Below are 16,725 nucleotides of genomic sequence, written 5' to 3'. Positions count from 1 at the left end.
CGCACATCGCTGTGCGATTTATTTAAAACTTTGAATTAACAGGTACGTTTTGTCTTGTTTAGTTTTCAAAGAACTTTGTCCATCGCTCTTGAAGCGACTTATTTATTATAACATCTCAGTGTCATTGTCGTCAATAACTTTTTAAAATTTCTTTTTCAAGAATTCGTTTCGTCATCAGCGACGTATATTAGAATACCACCCTTGATCCAACATGTCAACAATAATCGACAAATTAAATGATGAAGCGTTTAATGACTATCAAAGCCGCGATACCGGGAATCCCAAGAATTCCGCTGATGCCCGTTGTAATCAGGTTAACAGGGATATGAATACCCAGACTGCCCCCGAACAAGTTCACACCCACCAACAGAATCGCGCCGGCAATAAACTTAATGGCAGTCACACCAATCCACCTTAACGGTTTTGAAGATACTCCCCATAAAAAAAGCAAAGCAACCAGACCGACAATCAAACCGATAATGAAAAAAGGCTCCATGAATCTTCCCCCTCGCTTGTTTAGTACAAGCTTATGAGAAGATTCCGGAGAATAGACCTCTTACTTCCATCTGCTCATTTTCAAATTCCGCTGCTTCGCTTCTTTCAAATAAAAAAAGTACTTAGATTCAGCGACTTTCAGCTCAAACAACACCTCAGCGGAGGGCTCTAGACTTTTCTCGACCAGACTCTTCTGTCTGTTCCATTCTTCTTTTTGTTTAAAGAGCTGTTCTATCAGCTTCTCGTCAAACTCTTTTCTTAATGTATTTCTGCGAAGAAAACCCATGCCTTGCCTTTTCCTCCCTTACAATTCACGTCTTCCTTCAAGAGCTTTTGAAAGAGTGACCTCATCAGCATATTCCAAATCACCGCCGACGGGCAGACCGTGGGCAATACGGGAGAGCTTGATGCCTGAGGGCTTTAACAGCCTTGATATATACATCGCTGTTGCTTCCCCTTCAATATTAGGGTTGGTTGCGAGAATAACTTCTGTCACTTGATCATCCTGAAGACGTTTCAGCAGCTCCGGAATCTTAATATCCTCCGGACCGATGCCGTCCATTGGTGAAATCGCGCCGTGAAGAACATGATACTGGCCGTTATATTCCTTCATTTTCTCCATCGCGATCACATCCTTAGGGTCCTGCACGACACAAATAACAGACTTATCTCTTCTTGTGTCCTCACATATATAACAAGGGTCCTGATCTGTAATATGTCCGCAAATCGAGCAATATGTCAGATTCCGCTTCGCATTGACAAGCGCCTTAGCAAAATCCAATACTGTGTCTTCTTTCATACCTAGAACAAAAAAAGCCAGACGAACCGCTGTTTTCGGTCCGATCCCTGGCAATTTCATAAAGCTGTCAATCAGCTTTGATATTGGTTCAGGATACTGCATGTTTATTTATCCCCCTAGAATAAACCCGGTATGTTCATTCCTTTTGTAAATTGTCCCATTGTCTCATTCGTCATGTCATCCACTTTTTTGAGGGCGTCGTTTGTCGCAGCAAGAACCAGGTCCTGAAGCATTTCGATATCTTCCGGATCAACAACTTCTTCTTTAATGGCAACGTCTACAACTTCTTTTTGGCCGTTGACTTTTACAGTCACCATACCGCCGCCCGCAGTGCCTTCAAGCACTTTTTCAGCAAGTTCCTCCTGAGCCTTCGCCATATCCTTTTGCATTTTTTGCATTTGTTTCATCATTTTTTGCATGTTTCCCATTCCGCCACGCATATTCAATCACTCTCTTTCATCTTATTAGTCTTTTATTTCGATTAAATCCGCTCCGACAAGTTTTTTCGCCTCTGCAATCAGCGGATCTTCTTCAGCCGGTTCGTTTGATCCTTCACTTTCCTGCTGGTGATCATTTAAAAATTCTTCTCTTATTTTACCCCATTGTGCTTCCGGAACGCCAATCAAATCCATTCTTTTCCCGAGCATTGATTCGAGAATCTGTTCAAGATTCGTACGGACTCCGTTATTGTCTTCTGCAACCATTTTACAATGGATTTCGTATTTAAATTTAAGCACAAATGCCTTTTGAGCAGCGGCCACCGGTTCACTGTCATTCAAAAGAGCCGCATGAGACACCTTATTCTGCTGTTTCAGGTGTGCCAGCAGCTTGCCCCAGCTGCTTTTAAGCTGTTCAAGATCAGGTCTTGTGGCTTCCTTCAATATCTCATGAATTCTTCCGACCGGGGCTTTATAATGGCTTTTTCCGCCTTTTTGAGGACGCGGAGCTTCTTTCGGAGCGCTTTCCATCTGAACCTTCACACCGGAGGTTTTCAGCCTTTCTACTTCCTGCTCAAGCTGCTGGATCTTATTCATCAGCATGCCGACCTCAGGGATGTCTCCGGCGGATTGCTGTGCCGTTTGGCATATTTTCACGACAGCCACTTCAAAAAAGATTCTTGGGTGGTTCGTCCACTTCATTTCCTGATGGCTTTTATTCAGGATATCAATCATCTCATATAAAGCGGGGGCCGGTATGTCACCGCTCAGATTCCGAAACGTTTCATCGACCTTCACCTTCTCCAGGACTCCTTCTAAACCGGGAGCGGCCTGGTACAAGAGCATATCCCTGAAATAGAAAATCATATCTTCAATCAGTTTGGCCGCATCTTTCCCCTGCTGGAGCAATTCATTCAGTGTTTCCAATGCCTCGGAAACCTGTTTGCGGTGAAGAGCAGATGCCAGTTTTCCAATATAGTGCTGAGAAACGGCTCCGGTAATGAGCAAAGCGTCATCCACCGACAGCTCCTCGCCGCTGAATGATACAGCTTGATCGAGCAGGCTCAGCGCGTCCCTCATTCCTCCGTCCGCAGCACTCGCTATGATATCAAGGGCTCCTTCTTCCACCTTCAGCTGCTCTGCATCGACGATTGTCTTCATTCGTCCGACAATTGCTTTGGATGTAATCCGTTTGAAGTCAAAACGCTGACATCTGGAGATAATGGTTAAAGGAATCTTATGAGGCTCAGTCGTAGCTAATATGAAAATGCAATGTGCCGGCGGTTCTTCCAGCGTTTTCAGAAGCGCATTGAATGCGCCGATAGAGAGCATATGCACCTCATCTATAATATATACCTTGTAAGTAACGGCCGACGGGGCAAATTTTACTTTGTCACGGATGTCGCGGATTTCGTCTACGCCGTTATTCGACGCCGCATCTATTTCAATCACATCTGATATAGAGCCATTTGTGATCCCCTTGCATGCCGCGCACTCATTGCACGGTTCTTCTACAGGGGCGTGCTCACAGTTGACTGCTTTCGCAAATATTTTAGCTGCACTGGTTTTTCCCGTTCCCCGCGGTCCAGAAAACAGATATGCATGAGAAAATTTCTTTTGCAAAAGGGCATTTTGCAGCGTTTTCGTAATGTGTTCCTGTCCGACCACATCTTCAAACTGCTGAGGCCTAAATACTCGATATAAAGCTTGGTAACCCACAGGATGCGCCCTCCTCTGTTATTCATCATGTTTATTATACATGAACGTGCTTTTAACGCCAAAACCCGTTTTTCATATACGAAAAAACTCACCTGCATAACAGGTGAGTCTGAAATTTGATGATTGATTTACCGTGCACCTTCTGTCGATTCGCTACCCTAAGCGTTACTTAAGCAGTTAGCTCAGCCCAGGCAACCCTGCGGCACATGAGAGGTTTCACTTAATGCTGCTTCCTTCCGGACCTGACATGGTTCATGAATTCCCATTGCGCAGGACCCAGACGTCAACGCCACTTACTTAAGGCAGACCTTACAGTAAACGAACCTCGAGAAGGGATTCGGCCCCGCTAGAGCGGATTGCGGGTACAGGGCACCGCTACCTCCCCGCTTAGCACGGCAAAATAAATATCAAATTTTGATATGCGCACCATTCATGATGCACACATAAGTATATCTGCTTCAGGCAGAAAATGCAACCGTACTACTCAGACAACTTTTTCCTCATGTCTTTCTTTTGCCGGCGCAGCTTTCTGAAAAAAGCGCTGAGCATTTCTCCGCACTCTTCTCCGAGCACGCCGCTCACCACTTCCGCTTGGTGGTTGAACCGCTCTTCCTGCAAGAGGTTCATCAGCGTTCCTGTACAGCCCCCCTTGGGATCAAATGCGCCGAATACGACCTTATCGACTCTCGAAAGCACGACGGCTCCCGCGCACATCGGACACGGCTCCAAAGTGACATAGAGAACGGCATCCTCAAGTCTCCATGTCCCCAGCTTACGGCACGCTTCGTCTATCGCCAGCATTTCGGCGTGGGCAAGCGACCTCTGTTCAGTCTCCCGCAGATTATGCGCCCGCGCCACGATCTCATCGTGCAGAACAAGAACTGCTCCGATCGGCACTTCACCTTTCTCTTCGGCTTTCTTCGCTTCTTTTATGGCTTCTCTCATATAATATTCATCATTCATCGGTACGAGCTCTCTTCTTAAGTTTTTTCATGTCTCATAAAGGTTAAAATAGGAATACCCCAGCAGAAAGGAGTTGCCGGTATTGTCTGAACCTAACAACACAGCCCTTCTGATTGTCGATATGATCAACAATTTTCAATTTGATATGGGCGAACGTCTTGCTGAAAAAACCAAACAAATTGTCCCCCGTATTTTATCATTAAAGAAGCATGCAAAACAAAGCAACTGGCCGATTATTTATATTAATGATCATTACGGGCTCTGGAAGGCTGATATTGATGCCATCAGGGAGGAATGCAGCAACGACAGAAGCGCCTCCATTATAAAAGATATTTCGCCTCAGCTGGATGATTATTTTCTCATTAAACCGAAGCATTCCGCTTTTTACGAAACGGCGCTTCACACCCTTCTGACCGAATTACAAGTGAACCGATTAATCATCACGGGGATTGCCGGGAACATTTGTGTGCTGTTCACGGCCAACGACGCTTATATGAGAGAATACAGCATTGCCATTCCGAAAGACTGCACCGCTTCCAATAACGACGAAGACAATGATTTCGCTTTGACCATGATGGAGAATGTTCTCTTCGCAGAAATAACCACGGAAAAACAAATTACCGCCGAAAAATAAACATGATCAGCCTCCTTTTTTCATATATTTGATAGCGGATATGAAAGGAGGCGTTTTTCATTCAGATCTATATAGTGAAACGGGGCGACACGCTTTCCGCTATTGCGGCGCGCTACCGGACAGCCGCAAATGTCATTGCGGAAGCAAATAAACTGCCTAATCCCAATACATTGGTTGTCGGACAAACCCTTGTCATCCCGATTGAGGGTCAATATTACGAAGTAAAACAAGGTGATACTCTCGCGTCAATCGCCGGCCGTTTCCATATATCGGCCGCGGAGCTTGCGAGGGTGAACGGAATTCAGCCCGGCACCACATTGAGAGTCGGAACCCGCCTTTACATTCCGCAGCAGGCGAATAAGCCCGATATCGAATCAAACGCATATATAGAACCGCGGGGAACGAGCGTAAGCGCTAATCTTCAGCAGGCGGCAAGGGAGGCCTCTCCTTATTTAACATACCTCGGCGCATTCAGTTTTCAAGTGCAGCGGAACGGGACTTTAAAGGAACCGCCTCTGACCAATTTAAAAAGCATCAGTGACAGGCACAACACCACACTGATGATGATCATCACCAACCTTGAAAATGACGCATTCAGCGATGAACTCGGGCGGCTCATCTTGAACGACAATACAGTGAAAACAAAACTCTTTCAGGAAATCGTCTCCACGGCTAAAAAGTACGGCTTTCGCGATATTCACTTTGATTTCGAATATTTACGTCCACAGGACAGGGAAGCCTACAATCGTTTTTTACGTGAAGCGAGAACGATTTTTCATCGGGAAGGCTGGAAGATTTCAACGGCGCTTGCTCCGAAAACGAGCGCGACTCAGGCCGGCAAATGGTACGAAGCTCATGACTATAGGGCACATGGAGAAATCGTCGATTTCGTCGTGATTATGACATATGAGTGGGGGTACAGCGGAGGCCCGGCTCAGGCCGTATCACCTATCGGCCCTGTAAGAAATGTCATTGAGTACGCGCTGACGGAAATGCCTTCTTCAAAAATCGTCATGGGCCAGAATATGTACGGCTATGATTGGACACTGCCTTTCAAACAGGGAACGACAGCGAAAGCCGTCAGTCCTCAGCAGGCAATCGCTCTGGCAGCACGCTATAAAGTCGACATTCAATATGACGAAACCGCCCAGGCTCCCTTCTTCCGATACACGGATGCAAATCAGAGACGGCATGAAGTATGGTTTGAAGACGCACGATCCATTCAAGCGAAATTCAATTTAATTAAAGAACTTCATTTAAGAGGAATCAGCTATTGGAAACTCGGCCTTTCTTTCCCGCAAAACTGGCTTTTGCTCGGCGATCAATTTCATATTGTAAAAGAGACGTTTCGTTAATTGGGAGCGTCTTTTTTCATGGGCTTTTCTGTGAGTGTGATACAATATAAAGGCCGGCAGCTGACGGATGTTTGCAGAATTAAGGAGGATTTTCAATGAACAGAGCCCCTTTTATCGCGGTAGAAGGTCCTATCGGGGCAGGAAAAACGACACTCGCTACGATGCTTTCTGAAGAGCTCGGTTTTCCTATGATTAATGAGATTGTGGAAGACAACCCTTATCTCGATAAGTTTTATGACAATATCGAGGAGTGGAGTTTCCAGCTTGAAATGTTTTTTCTATGTCACAGGTATAAACAGCTTGAAGACACCGATCGAGATTATTTAAAACAAGGACAGCCCGTTTTGTCCGATTATCATATTTATAAAAATGTTATTTTCGCAGAGCGTACATTGCACGGCCAAAAGCTTGAGAAGTATAAGCAGATCTATCATCTGCTCACTCACGACCTGCCGAAGCCGAATATCATTGTATACATAAAGGCAAGCCTGCCGACATTGCTTCAACGCATTGAAAAACGCGGGCGCCCGTTTGAGAAAAATATCGAACATCAATATCTGGAACATCTCATTGCAGATTACGACACAGCCATCAGACAGCTTCATGAAGAAGATCCGGATATATCTGTACTGACCATTGACGGTGATACTGAAGACTTTGTTTTGAATAAGACAGACTATGAAAGAATTGCCCGTCAGGTAAAGGAGCTTATTAAATGAAAGACATTCATATTCCAAACAATGCCATTATAACAGTAGCAGGAACGGTAGGAGTCGGAAAATCGACTTTGACCAAAGCTTTAGCAAAACGGCTCGGGTTTCATACCTCACTTGAGGAAGTGGATGAAAACCCTTATTTAGAGAAGTTTTATCACGATTTTGAACGCTGGAGCTTCCATTTGCAAATTTATTTTCTGGCTGAGCGGTTCAAAGAGCAAAAAAACATGTTTGAATCAGGCGGCGGATTCGTGCAGGACCGTTCGATTTATGAAGATACAGGCATATTCGCAAAAATGCATGCCGATAAAGGAACCATGTCGCTGACAGATTACACAACATACACAAGCCTATTTGAGGCGATGGTCATGACGCCGTATTTCCCGCATCCTGATGTTTTGATCTACTTAGAAGGCGACCTTGAATACATTATAAGCCGGATTGAAAAGCGGGGCCGCGAGATGGAGCTGCAGACAAACCGCTCTTATTGGGAAGAGATGTATACACGGTACGAAGACTGGATCAGCGGTTTTAACGCCTGCCCTGTACTGAAAGTACGCATTGAAGATTATGACCTTGAAGCTGATGAACAGTCACTGGAACCTTTGATCGAAAAAATCAGTCACGTGATCAGCGAAAACAGAAACAAATAAAAATAGCAAAGCGATTTTCCCCGAACAGAGAAAATCGCTTTTTTTGCATATAAAAAATCCGCTGCATCAGATGCAGCGGACAAAACAATCTCCAATATATGCTCGAGTTTCATTAGGTTTAAAATCAATATGGCGGAGGAAGAGGGATTCGAACCCCCGCGGGCTTTGACACCCCTGTCGGTTTTCAAGACCGATCCCTTCAGCCAGACTTGGGTATTCCTCCGTATCGACATTTAATAATATACCACATGACCCAAATTTCAGTCAAGCGCTTTTTCATATTTTTTATTTCATTTCTTAAACAGCTTTTCCGTCAGCTTTACTATCATACAAAAGTCTTGCGTCCAATTCAACCTCAGTATGCCATACGGGCAGGAAAACAAAGTAAAAATCAAGAATAGATTCAAACAGATAACCTGCTCATAAAGGTGGAGAACATAATGAAAATCATCATCGCACCCGATTCTTTCAAAGAAAGCATGACATCAAAAGAAGCCGCTGACAGCATAGAAAAAGGATTCAAAGCGGTCTTCCCTGACGCGGAATATACCAAGATACCCGCGGCCGACGGCGGAGAAGGAACCGTTCAGGCTTTGACGGATGCCACTGGCGGAAGCATCATCAAAAAAACTGTGACCGGTCCGCTGGGAACGCCGGTAAACGCCGCATATGGACTTCTGGGAGACGGACGCACGGCAGTCATTGAAATAGCGGAAGCATCGGGACTCCATCTCGTTCCCCGCCATCTCAGAGATCCGTTGAACACAACGACAAGAGGAACGGGTGAACTGATAGCGGATGCAGCCTCCCGCGGGGCGAGTGAGATCATCATCGGGCTTGGCGGGAGTGCAACCAATGACGGCGGAACAGGAATGGCGAGCGCGCTCGGTGTGCGTTTCTTAAATGAGGAAGGTCAGGAGATACATGACGGAGGAGGCGCTCTGCACACCCTAGCTTCTATTGATATAAGCGGGCTCTCCCCTGATCTGAAACATATCCGTTTTCGTGCCGCATGTGATGTCGAAAATCCCCTGACCGGTGAAAACGGCGCGTCATATGTCTTCGGCCCGCAAAAAGGGGCGTCCGAGAAGACTAAAGTTGTATTGGATCGCAATTTATACCATTTCGCTGACGTATTGAGACGTCAGCACGATATCGAAGCGGATACCGTAAAAGGCGCGGGCGCCGCAGGGGGGCTGGGCGCTGGACTGATCGCTTTCTTACAGGCAGAAATTCAAAGCGGGATTGACGTTGTATTAGATACACTGTCCTTCTCAGATCAGATAAGAGATGCTGACCTTGTCATTACCGGAGAGGGCCAGATTGACGGACAAACGATATTCGGCAAAACCCCCGCCGGGATCGCCGCACGCGCAGCCGCTCAAGAAATTCCCGTTATCGCATTGGCGGGCTCCTTAGGCAAAAATTTTGAGCATGTTTACAGCGCAGGAATAACAGCTGTATTTTCTATCGTGCCCGGCGCTGTAAGTCTTGAAGACGCCTTATCATCCGGCCGTTTTAACCTGGAAAGTACAGCCCGGAATGCCGCCGCTCTATACCGGGCAGCAAAAAAGGCGCGCCTCTAGGGCGCACCTTTTTATGGTTTGATGACTTCTTTATTTCCCATATAAGGACGAAGCACTTTAGGAATGATGACACTTCCGTCTTCCTGCTGGTAGTTTTCCAAGATGGCAGCTACAGTTCTGCCGACTGCAAGACCTGAACCGTTTAATGTATGCACATGCTCCGGCTTGCCTTTCGCTTCGCGTCTGAAACGAATGTTCGCACGTCTTGCCTGGAAGGCCTCAAAGTTGCTGCAAGAAGAAATTTCACGGTATGTGTCTTGGCTTGGAATCCATACCTCAATATCGTACTTTTTCGCAGCTGTAAAGCCGAGATCACCGGTACACATGCTCATGACGCGATACGGCAGTTCAAGCAGCTGAAGCACCCGCTCAGCTTGATTTGTCAGTTTTTCAAGCTCCTCATAAGAATCTTCCGGCTTCACGAACTTTACAAGCTCAACCTTGTTGAACTGATGCTGACGGATCAAACCGCGTGTATCACGGCCGGCGGATCCCGCTTCTGAACGGAAGCAGGCGCTGAACGCGGCATAATTGATCGGCAGGTTCTCACCGGATAAGATTTCATCGCGGTGCATATTTGTAATCGGCACTTCCGCCGTCGGAATTAAGAAATAATCCTCTTCTCTGATTTTAAAAGCATCCTCTTCAAATTTAGGAAGCTGTCCCGTACCTGTCATGCTCGTACGGTTTACCATATAAGGAGGAATGACTTCCGTGTAATCATATTCATCCACGTGAAGATCCAGCATAAAGTTGTAGAGCGCGCGTTCGAGGCGGGCGCCTAATCCTTTATAAAACACAAACCGGCTGCCTGTTACTTTTGAAGCGCGTTCGAAATCAAGAATGTTTAAGCGGTCTGCGATATCCCAATGCGGTTTCGGCTCATATGAAAATGCCGGCGCCTCTCCCCACTTGCGAATTTCAATGTTATCATCTTCCGTTTCTCCGACGGGCACTGAATCGTGCGGGATGTTCGGAATAGACAGAAGGATGGTTTCGAGCGTCGTTTCGACAGTACGAAGCTCTTCATCAAGCTTCTTAATTTCTTCGCCTACTTCACGCATCTCTTTAATAATATGATCAGCGTCTTTTTTCTCCCGTTTCAAAACGGCGACCTGCTGAGACACTTCATTGCGTTTTCCCTTCAATTCTTCTACTTTACCGATAAGCTCTCTTCTCTTTTCATCCAGCTCTTCAAACTTGTCAAAGTCAGATAAGTCTTCGCCTTTTGGAATGAGCTTCGCTTTTACCTCTTGAAAATTGGCTCTCAGTACCTTCGTATCAATCATGCCTAACAACTCCTATCTGTTTTTATCGAAAATAAAAAAGAGCCCTCATCCCCTAAAAGGGACGAGAGCTCTCGCGTTGCCACCCTGATTGAAAACAAGCTCACACTTGCTTTCCGCTTTAACACATAACGGTTTTCCCGTAAATGCCTACTTGTTTTCAGCATTTCGCTCAAGGACGGATTCGGACAGCATCTTTCACCGATTCGCACCACCCATCGGCTCTCTTTGAAAGAGGGGCTTCCTACTGCTTCCTGTCAACGCTTTTCGATCTTTATTTGTGATTATAATGTACTATAAGTATCAGCGGTTTTCAACTGTTTTATACAGCTGTTTCCTGCTTATGCTTTTCCGCCATCTTCACAAACAGCTCTGTCACCCGGTGATCATCCGTCAGTTCAGGATGGAACGAGCAGCCGAGGAAATTTCCCTGCTTTGCAGCCACGATGCGTCCGTTATGCTCACAAAGCACTTCAACATCTTCTCCGGCTTTTAAAATATGCGGCGCGCGAATAAATACACCCGTAAACGGCTCATCAAGGCCTTTAATCGTCAGATCAGCTTCAAAGCTGTCGACCTGACGGCCAAAGGAATTACGCTCGACAACTACGTTCAACAGCCCTAAATGAGCGTTATCCGTTCCCGCTATCTCTTTGGCTAAGATAATCAGACCGGCGCATGTGCCGAACATCGGCTTGCCTTGGGCGGCAAACTCGCGAAGCGGCTCCATAAAATGATACGTATCCATTAAACGCCGCATTGTCGTGCTTTCCCCGCCCGGCAGGATTAAGCCGTCGATGTCATTCAGCTGTTCAGGACGCTTAATGACGACACCTTTTGAACCACATGCTTCAATTGAACGAATATGTTCTCTTACTGCTCCTTGAAGTCCAAGTACACCAATTGTTAACATGCTTCCAGCTCTCCTATGGTTTTACCAGCCGCGTTCTTGCATACGCTGTTCCGGCAATAGATTTGAGATTTCGATGCCTTTCATTGCTGTGCCTAATTCTTTAGAAAGCTCAGCGATCAGTTTGTAGTCTGTGTAATGAGTCGTTGCTTCAACAATTGCTTTGGCGAATTTAGCAGGGTTGTCTGATTTGAAAATACCTGAACCGACAAATACGCCGTCAGCGCCAAGCTGCATCATCAATGCCGCGTCAGCAGGCGTCGCTACTCCGCCGGCAGCAAAGTTCACTACAGGCAGTTTGCCGTCACGTTTGATCTGAAGAAGCAGTTCATAAGGAGCGCCGAGGTTTTTAGCTTCAGTCATCAGCTCATCATCGCTCATCGCAACAACTTTGCGCACTTGCGCGTTTACTTTTCTCATATGGCGGACAGCTTCCACAATGTTTCCTGTTCCCGGTTCGCCTTTTGTACGAAGCATGGAAGCTCCTTCGGCGATACGGCGCGTTGCTTCGCCGAGATCACGGCAGCCGCATACGAACGGGACTGTATATTCATTTTTATTTAAATGAAATTCTTCGTCAGCCGGAGTCAGAACTTCACTTTCATCGATGTAATCTACTCCCATTGCTTCAAGGACACGCGCTTCAACGATATGTCCGATACGCGCTTTTGCCATTACGGGAATGGATACAGCATTCATTACTTCTTCAACGATTGTCGGATCAGCCATGCGGGCAACACCGCCGGCAGCGCGAATATCAGCCGGAACGCGTTCTAACGCCATTACGGCAACAGCTCCCGCCTCTTCCGCAATCTTCGCTTGTTCAGCATTTACAACGTCCATGATGACGCCGCCTTTTTGCATTTCCGCCATGCCGCGTTTTACACGATCAGTACCTGTTTGAGCCATTATTTGGTCCCCCTAGTCAATGTATAGTTAGATAATGTCTATCTCTTATTGTATCCCAGAAATACAATATTTCATATGGGTATTCTTATTTTACAGCGAGATGAATAAGATAGATATCATTTTTTTACTAATAATTTGGTTTTTTCAGTATATTAAGCAAAAGAGCCCTAACTTTCATCAGAGCTCTTTCTTATTTCTTAAAACCAGCCTGTTACCGTGTCAACGGCGCTGTTCCAGATACCGGAGAAAAATCCGCCGATGCCGCGCATCATCTGAACAAACCAGTTTGCTTTATCTACATCATTTTTCGTTACAAGATTCACGCTGAACTCTTTGGATTTGAGGAAGCCATAGTCTTTGTCACTGCCTTTGTATGTAACTGTCAGCGTTCCGACTTTCGTTCCCTTTTTCACAGGAGCCGTGATTTCTTTTTTATCTATAGTCACTTCGGCTTTATAGTTCTTTTCATCCCCGCTTTTCACAGGAATAGAAAGCGCCTTGTCAGTAACAATATCGACTTGCTTGTCTTTCCCTTTTTCAACGTCAACCGTTTTGTGCCCTTTTACTTGAGAGCCTTCAGGGTAAAGATCTTTCATTGAGAAATTGCTGTTAAATGCGTAATCGAGCATTTTTTTCGTTTCATCAAAACGTCCGGTATGCAGGTTGCCTTTTGCGTTTAATACAACGGTGATGACCCGCATTCCGTTCCGCTGTGCTGTGCTTGTAAAACAAGATCCCGCAGAATCAGTAGAACCCGTTTTTAAGCCGTCAACGCCAGGGTATTCAGAAACAAGACCTTTTAACATGAAGTTCCAGTTCGGCATGTCCATTTCATCATCAGTGCCGGCTCTGAATTTCGTTTTAGCGATGCTTGTTGTTTTGAGAACTTCCGGATAATCAGTGATCAGGCGGTCTGCAAGAAGCGCCATGTCTTTAGCAGAAACTTCACTCTCTTCTTTAACGCCTTCTCCTTGCGGCTGTTTGCCGTGAAGATCTTCATTCACAAGCCCTGTGGCATTTTTAAAATCATAGTTTGTCATGCCTAATTCTTTGGCTTTCGCATTCATTTCAGCGACAAATTTCGTTTCAGTTCCGGCAAGAATTTCGGCAACTGCAATCGCGGCTCCGTTAGCAGAGTAAATCGCCATGGCCTGATACAGTTCTTTAACCGTGTATTTGCCGTCTTTTCGAAGGGGGACGTTTGATAAACTGTTGTCTTGAGAAATTTCATAGACATAATCATCAGGAGTATACGTTTGATCCCATTTCACTTTTCCTTCTTTAATGGCTTCCAGAAGCAGATATTCAGTCATCATTTTTGTCATGCTGGCAATCGGCAGTCTTTTGTCTGCATTTTTACTGTATAAAATTTTTCCCGATGAAGCCTCAATCATTATCGCAGCTGATGCGTTGACATCAATCGGGTCATTGCCGGCTGCCTCCGCTTTAGACATCGGAACAAAGCAAGTTGCGGCCAGTGCCAGTACCACTAATGACACCAACAGCTGTTTCCATTTCGTGATGTTCAATCTTACGACCTCCGTCATTCATTTTAAATCTATAATTAAGCCGTTAAGGACATATTCAAATTCAAAACACAACAGTATAAATTTTATCACACTCGATATAAAAAAAATAGACAGAGTCAGCGACCCTGTCAAATGTTTTTTATTTGTAACAATTATGAGATTGTGTAGTTTGGTGATTCTTTCGTAATTTGGACATCATGCGGATGACTTTCGCGAAGACCGGCACCTGTCATACGGATGAATTGAGCCTCTTCTCTTAAAGCGCGCAAGTCTTTTGAACCGCAATATCCCATACCTGAACGAAGACCGCCGACAAGCTGATACACTGTTTCTTCTACAGGACCTTTGTACGGAGTCCGTCCTTCGATACCTTCAGGGACGAATTTCTTATTTTCTTCTTGGAAATATCGGTCTTTACTGCCTTTTTCCATGGCAGCAACAGAACCCATACCGCGATACACTTTAAATCTTCTGCCCTGATAGATTTCAGTCTCTCCCGGGCTTTCTGAAGTACCGGCAAGCAGGCTTCCGAGCATTACGGCATGTCCGCCTGAAGCCAACGCTTTCGTAATATCTCCGGAGAATTTAATACCGCCGTCTGCGATAATTGTCGCGCCGTGTTTTCTCGCTTCAGTGGCACAATCATAAATGGCAGTGATCTGCGGTACGCCTACACCTGCAACGACGCGTGTCGTACAGATAGAACCAGGCCCGATTCCCACTTTGACAATATTTGCTCCGGCTTCAATCAGAGCTTTTGTCGCTTCAGCCGTTGCAACATTTCCTGCGATAATGTTCAGTTCAGGATATGTTTCACGGATTTTCGCAACTGTGTTCAGTACGCCTCTGGAATGTCCGTGAGCCGTATCAACCACGATAACGTCGACATTCGCTTCAACAAGCTTGCTGACGCGTGTCATTGTATCGCCTGTCACGCCTACCGCAGCGCCGACAATAAGGCGTCCGTGTTCATCTTTAGATGAATTAGGGAATTCGATAACCTTTTCAATATCTTTGATCGTGATAAGACCTTTTAATTTGTTTTGGTCATCCACTAACGGAAGTTTTTCAATTTTATGTTTCTGTAAGATTTTTTCTGCTTCGTCTAATGTGGTTCCCACAGGAGCCGTAACCAGCTCTTCTTTTGTCATGACATCACTGATTTTCATTGAATAATCAGAGATAAAGCGAAGATCACGGTTTGTAATGATACCGACAAGCTTTTGATCGTCTTTATTATCTACGATCGGAACACCGGAAATTCTGTATTTCCCCATCAAATGCTCCGCATCGAATACTTGATGATCAGGTGTTAAAAAGAAGGGATTTGTAATAACGCCCCGTTCAGAACGTTTGACTTTGTCAACATGTTCAGCCTGCTGTTCGATGGACATGTTTTTATGGATAATGCCCAAGCCGCCCTGTCTGGCCATCGCAATCGCCATTGCTGATTCTGTTACTGTATCCATTCCCGCACTGATGACAGGAATATTAAGCTTTAACGTTTTTGTCAGTTCAACAGATAAATCCACATCACGCGGAAGTACGTCTGATTGAGCCGGTACGAGCAGTACATCATCGAACGTTAAGCCTTCTTTTGAAAATTTACTTTCCCACATTAGTAAATCCCCCTCTTTTCGGCAAAATATTATATGTAGATTATCAACTAGAAAACAGCATGTCAAGGAAGCGAAAAAGAGTTGAAATATTTAGATAAAGGAAAGGGTTTAAAAATACATATGAGAGATCATGAGTGGAAAGAGTTATCATTATTTTATTCCGTAGAATCTTCCCAGAAATTTCTAAACAAAGTCTATACAGAAAGCGGCATGGAAGAACCAAAACGATATGCATTTAAGAACAGTGAGCGCTTCATATTCTTTATCAAACACGCCGAGTCCTTTTATAAGCAGGCATCTCTTTCTCCTTTAGAAATTAAGCCTATTCTGTTGTTTTACGGGATGTCACAATTGCTGAAAGCCTGCCTTCTGACCACAGATCCAAGCTACCCAAGCCACGCTTCAGTACTCGCGCATGGCGTGACTGCCCGGAAACGCAAAAAGCAAAATTACTCCTTTAGGGATGATGAAGTGAAGGTGCAGCGCAATGGCTTATGTATTCATGTAATGAAGCACTTATTCGGGATAGCTGGTCTTGAGGAAGAACGGTACACAATGAAGAAATTGCTGACAGCCATACCTGAATTGCATACTGTCTTTTACTTCCAAGAGAAAAAGAATTGGATGACCCAAGTAGAGCTGAACGATGACCTTATTTCAGTGCCTGAGCATGCGGTGATTCATTACAATATGTCTGATTCCCGCTTTGCTGAATATATCAGCCATCATTTGAAGTGGTTTTTTCTGAGGAAAGACCATAACCACTTGGTTTTTGAGGCTGACCCGATAGACAGGGAACCTTGGTCTTCTCCAAATTTATTGTTTCACTTGGAGAAAAATCAATATTACATTCCCTCTCAGCGTGATCACTTCCTGCATCTTCCGGAAATGATTATTCATTATTTGGTTCTCTACAATATTGGGATGATTGCGAGATATGAAACGGAGTGGTGGTATGAACTGCTGACACAGCATGTCAGTGATGATTATGTGATGATCCGACGGTTCTTAGAGGTCACGGAACGCAAATTTCCGTATTACGTTTCTAAATTCCTGAAGCAATACTTGTAAACAAAAAAGGCAGCTCATGATGAGCTGCCTTTACCGTAATGATA

General features: G+C 45.1%; 17 protein-coding genes, 1 tRNA gene, 1 other RNA gene and 1 other annotated feature. Of the genes, 6 read left to right on the top strand and 13 right to left on the bottom strand.

The features are described 5' to 3' along the window. Positions 1 to 232: 232 nt before the first annotated feature. The 7 genes from HAP68_RS00120 to tadA all read right to left on the bottom strand — a co-directional run bounded on the left by HAP68_RS00120 (position 233) and on the right by tadA (position 4,413). On the bottom strand, positions 233 to 496 hold the full coding sequence (locus tag HAP68_RS00120; protein ID WP_003150686.1) for a pro-sigmaK processing inhibitor BofA family protein: 264 nt from the start codon (positions 494 to 496) through the stop codon (positions 233 to 235). A gap of 60 nt (positions 497 to 556) precedes the next feature. Continuing rightward, complete coding sequence (locus tag HAP68_RS00115; RefSeq protein ID WP_007408755.1) at positions 557 to 781, bottom strand: YaaL family protein; 225 nt, start codon at positions 779 to 781, stop codon at positions 557 to 559. 18 nt (positions 782 to 799) lie between these two features. Further along, positions 800 to 1,396, bottom strand: a complete 597-nt coding sequence (gene recR, locus HAP68_RS00110) for a recombination protein RecR (RefSeq protein WP_003150697.1) — start codon at positions 1,394 to 1,396, stop codon at positions 800 to 802. A gap of 14 nt (positions 1,397 to 1,410) precedes the next feature. Then, complete coding sequence (locus HAP68_RS00105) at positions 1,411 to 1,734, bottom strand: YbaB/EbfC family nucleoid-associated protein (RefSeq protein ID WP_003150700.1); 324 nt, start codon at positions 1,732 to 1,734, stop codon at positions 1,411 to 1,413. Positions 1,735 to 1,758: 24 nt separating this feature from the next. Beyond that, on the bottom strand, positions 1,759 to 3,450 hold the full coding sequence (dnaX, locus tag HAP68_RS00100; protein ID WP_003150701.1) for a DNA polymerase III subunit gamma/tau: 1,692 nt from the start codon (positions 3,448 to 3,450) through the stop codon (positions 1,759 to 1,761). Between the two features lie 131 nt (positions 3,451 to 3,581). Further along, an RNA gene (gene ffs / locus HAP68_RS00095) (signal recognition particle sRNA large type) lies at positions 3,582 to 3,846 on the bottom strand. A gap of 84 nt (positions 3,847 to 3,930) precedes the next feature. Then, entirely contained in the window at positions 3,931 to 4,413 is a 483-nt protein-coding gene (gene tadA, locus HAP68_RS00090) for a tRNA adenosine(34) deaminase TadA (protein ID WP_003150702.1), read from the bottom strand. Between the two features lie 82 nt (positions 4,414 to 4,495). Here tadA and HAP68_RS00085 point away from each other — a divergent pair, with 82 nt between their 5' ends. From HAP68_RS00085 to dck, 4 genes are all read left to right on the top strand, one after another. Then, positions 4,496 to 5,047 carry a cysteine hydrolase family protein gene (locus HAP68_RS00085; RefSeq protein ID WP_024084788.1) on the top strand — a complete coding sequence of 184 codons (552 nt, stop codon included), beginning with the start codon at positions 4,496 to 4,498 and terminating at the stop codon, positions 5,045 to 5,047. A gap of 71 nt (positions 5,048 to 5,118) precedes the next feature. Beyond that, positions 5,119 to 6,402: a glycoside hydrolase family 18 protein gene (locus HAP68_RS00080; RefSeq protein WP_032865795.1), complete on the top strand. Its 1,284-nt coding sequence runs from the start codon at positions 5,119 to 5,121 to the stop codon at positions 6,400 to 6,402. Positions 6,403 to 6,497: 95 nt separating this feature from the next. Further along, complete coding sequence (locus tag HAP68_RS00075; protein ID WP_014304184.1) at positions 6,498 to 7,121, top strand: deoxynucleoside kinase; 624 nt, start codon at positions 6,498 to 6,500, stop codon at positions 7,119 to 7,121. Next, the gene (gene dck / locus HAP68_RS00070; RefSeq protein ID WP_003150706.1) at positions 7,118 to 7,771 is read left to right on the top strand and encodes a deoxyadenosine/deoxycytidine kinase; all 654 of its coding nucleotides are present in this window, start codon (positions 7,118 to 7,120) and stop codon (positions 7,769 to 7,771) included. The genes HAP68_RS00075 and dck overlap by 4 nt, the downstream gene beginning before the upstream one ends. A 130-nt stretch (positions 7,772 to 7,901) precedes the next feature. Here dck and HAP68_RS00065 read toward each other — a convergent pair. Then, positions 7,902 to 7,994 (bottom strand) — tRNA-Ser (locus HAP68_RS00065). Positions 7,995 to 8,211: 217 nt separating this feature from the next. Here HAP68_RS00065 and HAP68_RS00060 point away from each other — a divergent pair. After that, complete coding sequence (locus HAP68_RS00060) at positions 8,212 to 9,357, top strand: glycerate kinase (protein WP_024084785.1); 1,146 nt, start codon at positions 8,212 to 8,214, stop codon at positions 9,355 to 9,357. An 11-nt stretch (positions 9,358 to 9,368) separates the two neighbouring features. Here HAP68_RS00060 and serS read toward each other — a convergent pair whose 3' ends face one another. From serS to guaB, 5 genes are all read right to left on the bottom strand, one after another. Continuing rightward, entirely contained in the window at positions 9,369 to 10,646 is a 1,278-nt protein-coding gene (gene serS, locus HAP68_RS00055; protein WP_003150709.1) for a serine--tRNA ligase, read from the bottom strand. A 54-nt stretch (positions 10,647 to 10,700) separates the two neighbouring features. Next, positions 10,701 to 10,913: a binding site (T-box leader), on the bottom strand. Between the two features lie 52 nt (positions 10,914 to 10,965). Beyond that, complete coding sequence (gene pdxT, locus HAP68_RS00050) at positions 10,966 to 11,556, bottom strand: pyridoxal 5'-phosphate synthase glutaminase subunit PdxT (RefSeq protein WP_003150711.1); 591 nt, start codon at positions 11,554 to 11,556, stop codon at positions 10,966 to 10,968. A 21-nt stretch (positions 11,557 to 11,577) separates the two neighbouring features. Continuing rightward, positions 11,578 to 12,462: a pyridoxal 5'-phosphate synthase lyase subunit PdxS gene (pdxS, locus tag HAP68_RS00045; protein ID WP_003150714.1), complete on the bottom strand. Its 885-nt coding sequence runs from the start codon at positions 12,460 to 12,462 to the stop codon at positions 11,578 to 11,580. 197 nt (positions 12,463 to 12,659) lie between these two features. Further along, positions 12,660 to 13,991 carry a D-alanyl-D-alanine carboxypeptidase gene (dacA, locus tag HAP68_RS00040; RefSeq protein WP_003150715.1) on the bottom strand — a complete coding sequence of 444 codons (1,332 nt, stop codon included), beginning with the start codon at positions 13,989 to 13,991 and terminating at the stop codon, positions 12,660 to 12,662. A gap of 152 nt (positions 13,992 to 14,143) precedes the next feature. Further along, entirely contained in the window at positions 14,144 to 15,610 is a 1,467-nt protein-coding gene (guaB, locus tag HAP68_RS00035) for an IMP dehydrogenase (RefSeq protein ID WP_003150717.1), read from the bottom strand. Positions 15,611 to 15,730: 120 nt separating this feature from the next. Here guaB and HAP68_RS00030 point away from each other — a divergent pair, with 120 nt between their 5' ends. Then, positions 15,731 to 16,681: a YaaC family protein gene (locus HAP68_RS00030; protein WP_024084784.1), complete on the top strand. Its 951-nt coding sequence runs from the start codon at positions 15,731 to 15,733 to the stop codon at positions 16,679 to 16,681. Positions 16,682 to 16,725 lie beyond the last annotated feature (44 nt).

Origin of the sequence: Bacillus sp. Bvel1 (assembly GCF_014872755.1) — a bacterium.
Lineage (GTDB): Bacteria > Bacillota > Bacilli > Bacillales > Bacillaceae > Bacillus > Bacillus velezensis.
The sequence above is the reverse complement of the archived record's forward strand: the minus strand, read 5'-3'. Positions and strand labels throughout refer to the sequence as shown.

Bases quoted from the DNA above. Each gene is read 5' to 3' on its own strand.
- HAP68_RS00060 (WP_024084785.1), top strand. From the start codon at position 8,212: ATGAAAATCATCATCGCACCCGATTCTTTCAAAGAAAGCATGACATCA.
- HAP68_RS00030 (WP_024084784.1), top strand. From the start codon at position 15,731: ATGAGAGATCATGAGTGGAAAGAGTTATCATTATTTTATTCCGTAGAA.
- recR (WP_003150697.1), bottom strand. From the start codon at position 1,396: ATGCAGTATCCTGAACCAATATCAAAGCTGATTGACAGCTTTATGAAA.
- pdxS (WP_003150714.1), bottom strand. From the start codon at position 12,462: ATGGCTCAAACAGGTACTGATCGTGTAAAACGCGGCATGGCGGAAATG.
- HAP68_RS00105 (WP_003150700.1), bottom strand. From the start codon at position 1,734: ATGCGTGGCGGAATGGGAAACATGCAAAAAATGATGAAACAAATGCAA.
- pdxT (WP_003150711.1), bottom strand. From the start codon at position 11,556: ATGTTAACAATTGGTGTACTTGGACTTCAAGGAGCAGTAAGAGAACAT.
- guaB (WP_003150717.1), bottom strand. From the start codon at position 15,610: ATGTGGGAAAGTAAATTTTCAAAAGAAGGCTTAACGTTCGATGATGTA.
- dck (WP_003150706.1), top strand. From the start codon at position 7,118: ATGAAAGACATTCATATTCCAAACAATGCCATTATAACAGTAGCAGGA.
- tadA (WP_003150702.1), bottom strand. From the start codon at position 4,413: ATGAATGATGAATATTATATGAGAGAAGCCATAAAAGAAGCGAAGAAA.
- HAP68_RS00075 (WP_014304184.1), top strand. From the start codon at position 6,498: ATGAACAGAGCCCCTTTTATCGCGGTAGAAGGTCCTATCGGGGCAGGA.
- HAP68_RS00120 (WP_003150686.1), bottom strand. From the start codon at position 496: ATGGAGCCTTTTTTCATTATCGGTTTGATTGTCGGTCTGGTTGCTTTG.
- serS (WP_003150709.1), bottom strand. From the start codon at position 10,646: ATGATTGATACGAAGGTACTGAGAGCCAATTTTCAAGAGGTAAAAGCG.
- HAP68_RS00115 (WP_007408755.1), bottom strand. From the start codon at position 781: ATGGGTTTTCTTCGCAGAAATACATTAAGAAAAGAGTTTGACGAGAAG.